The sequence below is a fragment of the Pseudomonas sp. SDO5522_S412 genome (genome assembly GCF_054071215.1).
Genome location: NZ_JBSVWQ010000382.1, coordinates 1 through 3,032, shown reverse-complemented (window position 1 = coordinate 3,032; position 3,032 = coordinate 1). Strand labels below are relative to the sequence as shown.

General features: G+C 62.9%; 4 protein-coding genes. 1 reads left to right on the top strand and 3 read right to left on the bottom strand.

From position 1 onward, the window contains the following. Window positions 1-140: 140 nt before the first annotated feature. Window positions 141-1,082: an AEC family transporter gene (locus tag ACW9I6_RS31755; protein WP_003216066.1), complete on the top strand. Its 942-nt coding sequence runs from the start codon at window positions 141-143 to the stop codon at window positions 1,080-1,082. On the opposite strand, the gene ACW9I6_RS31750 is transcribed toward ACW9I6_RS31755, so the two are convergent. The 3 genes from ACW9I6_RS31750 to ACW9I6_RS31740 are packed head-to-tail and all read right to left on the bottom strand — an operon-like array spanning window position 1,079 to window position 2,933. Further along, on the bottom strand, window positions 1,079-1,459 hold the full coding sequence (locus tag ACW9I6_RS31750) for a carboxymuconolactone decarboxylase family protein (protein WP_003216068.1): 381 nt from the start codon (window positions 1,457-1,459) through the stop codon (window positions 1,079-1,081). The two genes, ACW9I6_RS31755 and ACW9I6_RS31750, sit on opposite strands and share 4 nt — an antisense overlap. Then, a complete protein-coding gene (locus ACW9I6_RS31745) occupies window positions 1,456-2,502 on the bottom strand; it encodes a calcium/sodium antiporter (RefSeq protein ID WP_457340219.1) in 1,047 nt (348 codons plus the stop codon). Before ACW9I6_RS31745 ends, ACW9I6_RS31750 begins: the two co-directional genes overlap by 4 nt. A gap of 59 nt (window positions 2,503-2,561) precedes the next feature. Next, window positions 2,562-2,933 (bottom strand): septal ring lytic transglycosylase RlpA family protein, encoded by a 372-nt coding sequence (locus tag ACW9I6_RS31740; RefSeq protein ID WP_003216071.1) that lies wholly within the window; start codon window positions 2,931-2,933, stop codon window positions 2,562-2,564. Window positions 2,934-3,032: the final 99 nt, after the last annotated feature.

The following is a 3,032-nucleotide window of genomic DNA, read 5'->3' as shown; positions in this document are numbered from 1 at the left end:
CACATTTGACTGCATTCCAAAGGTAGAACTCGGTCAAATGTGGGAGCGGGCTTGCTCGCGAAAGCGGTAGTCCAGACGAAGCTGGCCATGCTGGCTTATCATTAGCCACCTACCGACGCCCACCCAAGGTTCTCTCCGGCATGCTGGCAATCTTCCTACAAACCCTGAACATCACCGCGCCGGTGTTTGCCATGCTGTTCCTGGGCGTCCTGCTCAAGCGCATCAACTGGATCAACGACAACTTTATCCACATCGCTTCGGCCCTGGTGTTCAACGTCACCATGCCGGCGTTGCTGTTCCTCGGGATTCTCCACGCCGACCTGCATTCAGCCCTCAAGCCGGGCCTGCTGATCTACTTCGCCGTCGCTACGCTGCTGAGCTTCGCCCTGGCCTGGGGCTGGGCGATCTTTCGGTGCCCGCGGGAAGATCGCGGCATCTATGCCCAAGGCGCGTTTCGCGGTAACAACGGTGTGATCGGCCTGGCCCTGGCCGCCAGTATGTACGGCGACTACGGGATTTCCCTCGGCGCGGTGCTCGCGGCGCTGGTGATCCTGTTCTACAACACCCTGTCGACCATTGTGCTGGCGGTGTACAGCCCGGTGATCAAGTCCGACCCGTGGAGCATTTTCAAAAGCGTGCTGGCCAACCCGTTGATCATCAGCGTGATCGCGGCGGCGCCCTTCGCGTACTTCCAGATTGGCTTGCCTGGCTGGCTGGAATCCTCCGGGCAGTACCTGGCGGACATGACGTTGCCATTGGCGTTGATCTGTATCGGTGGCACGTTGTCGTTGGCGGCGCTGCGCAAAAGCGGCGACATGGCCCTGAGTGCCAGCTTGATGAAGATGGTCTGGCTGCCGGTGATCGCGACCCTGGGGGCGTGGCTGCTGGGGTTCCGTGGGCCGGAGTTGGGGATTCTGTTCCTGTACTTCGGCGCGCCCACGGCGGCGGCCAGTTTTGTCATGGCGCGGGCGGCGGAGGGCAATCATGAACTGGCGGCCGCGATTATCGTGATCACCACCTTGATGGCGGCGGTGACCACGAATATCGGGATTTTCGTGTTGCAGGCGGGTGGCTGGATCTAGGCGTCTTTCTGGTAGCTGTCGATCACTTCCTGCGCGGCGCGGAAGGCGTCAATCGCCGCCGGCACACCGGCATACACCGCACAATGCAGCAGCGCCTCGCGAATCTCCTCCACGGTGCAACCGTTGTTCAGCGCGCCGCGCACGTGGCCCTTGAGTTCCTGCGGGCACTTGAGGGCGGTCAACGCGGCGAGGGTGATCAGGCTGCGGGTTTTCAGCGGCAACCCTTCGCGATTCCACACGCTGCCCCAGGCATGCTCGTTGACGAAATCCTGCAGCGGCTGGCTGAACTCCGTGGCATTGCCCAGCGCCCGATCGACAAACACATCACCCATCACCTGGCGGCGCATTTCAACGCCGGGCTTTTTCTGTTCGGTCATTGCGATTCCCTCTTGTGTTGGCGGCGCCAGGCTTGCAGCGAGGTGAACAACAGGAAAGCCACCAGCGCTGGCAGGACGTAATACAGCATCAGTTGTTCAAGCTTGTTGGCCAGCGGCATGCCGAAGGTGAACGACACCACGTGCAGTCCGTACACCAGGTACAGGCCCAGGAATACCAGGCCTTCGGCCCGGGTGACGCGGTAGCCCGAATAAAACACCGGCAGGCACAGGGCGACCACGCCGAGCATTACCGGCAGGTCGAAATCCAGGGCATTGGGCGACACCGACAACGGCGAGGGCGCCACCAGGGCGGTAAAGCCCAGCACCCCAAGCAGGTTGAACAGGTTGCTGCCGATCACGTTGCCCACGGCAATTTCCCGCTGGCCGCGCAGGGCGGCGATCAGTGAGGTGGCCAGGCAGGGCAGGGAAGTGCCGACGCCAATCAGCGTCAGGCCGATGATGCGTTCCGACAGGCCCAGGTCAGAGGCCACGTCCACCGCCGCGCCCAGCAGCAGGTGCCCGGCCAGTACGAGGATCAACAGTCCACCGAGCATCAGCAGCACGCTGCTCAGCCACGGCGCCTGCACCACAATGTCCCGGGTGCGCGGGCGGCGGGAGTGGCGGGTCTGGTAGAGCAGCACGCCGAGGTAGGCCACCAGGGCCACCAGCAGTAACAGGCCATCGATCGGCGTGAGTTCTTCATTGGCGGCTAGCACAAACACCAGCAGGCTGGCGATGATCATCATCGGGATATCCAGGCGTACCAGTTGCCGGGAGACCCGCAGCGGAATGATCAGGGCTGCCAGGCCAAGGGTCACGAGGGTGTTGAAGATGCTGCTGCCGATCACACTGCCCACGGCGATGTCGGTGTTGTCCGCCAGGGTCGCTTGCAAGCTGATCGCCATCTGCGGCGCGCTGCTGCCGAAGGCGACGATGCTCAGGCCGATGATCAGCGGGCGCACCTTGAGGCTGGCCGCCAGGCGCACGGCGGCGCGCACCAATACTTCTGCGCCGAAGATCAACAGCAGCAGGCCGCTGATCAGTTCGATCAGGCTAAAGGGCGAGAGGGCGGTTAATGCGGAAATGGCCTGGGCTCCGTCGGTCAGTTGCTGAGGGCTTGCACGCGAACGCGCGCGGTGCCGCTGCCGATCATACCGATCTGTTCGGCGGCCTTGCGTGAAAGGTCGATCAGGCGCCCACGGGTATGCGGGCCGCGATCATTGATGCGGACAACGACGCTTTTGTTGTTGTCGAGATTGGTGACCTTCACCTGCGTGCCGAAGGGCAGGCGACGATGGGCGGCGGTCAGGGCATTCTGGTTGAACGGTTCACCGCTGGCAGTGCGGTTGCCGTGGTGTTTGGCGCCGTAGTAGGACGCGGAGCCGGTTTCGTCATAGCCGTTGGGGTCGATGAGGCCGCTGGCGCAGCCGGCGAGCAGAGAGAACAGGGCCAACAGGCCGAGTAGACGCTTCATTTTCAAGGTTTCCCCCTTACAGATGTGGGAGCGGGCTTGGGTGGGAGCGGGCTTGCGCGCGAATGCAGTGTGTCAGGCAACGAATAGGCTGACTGATCC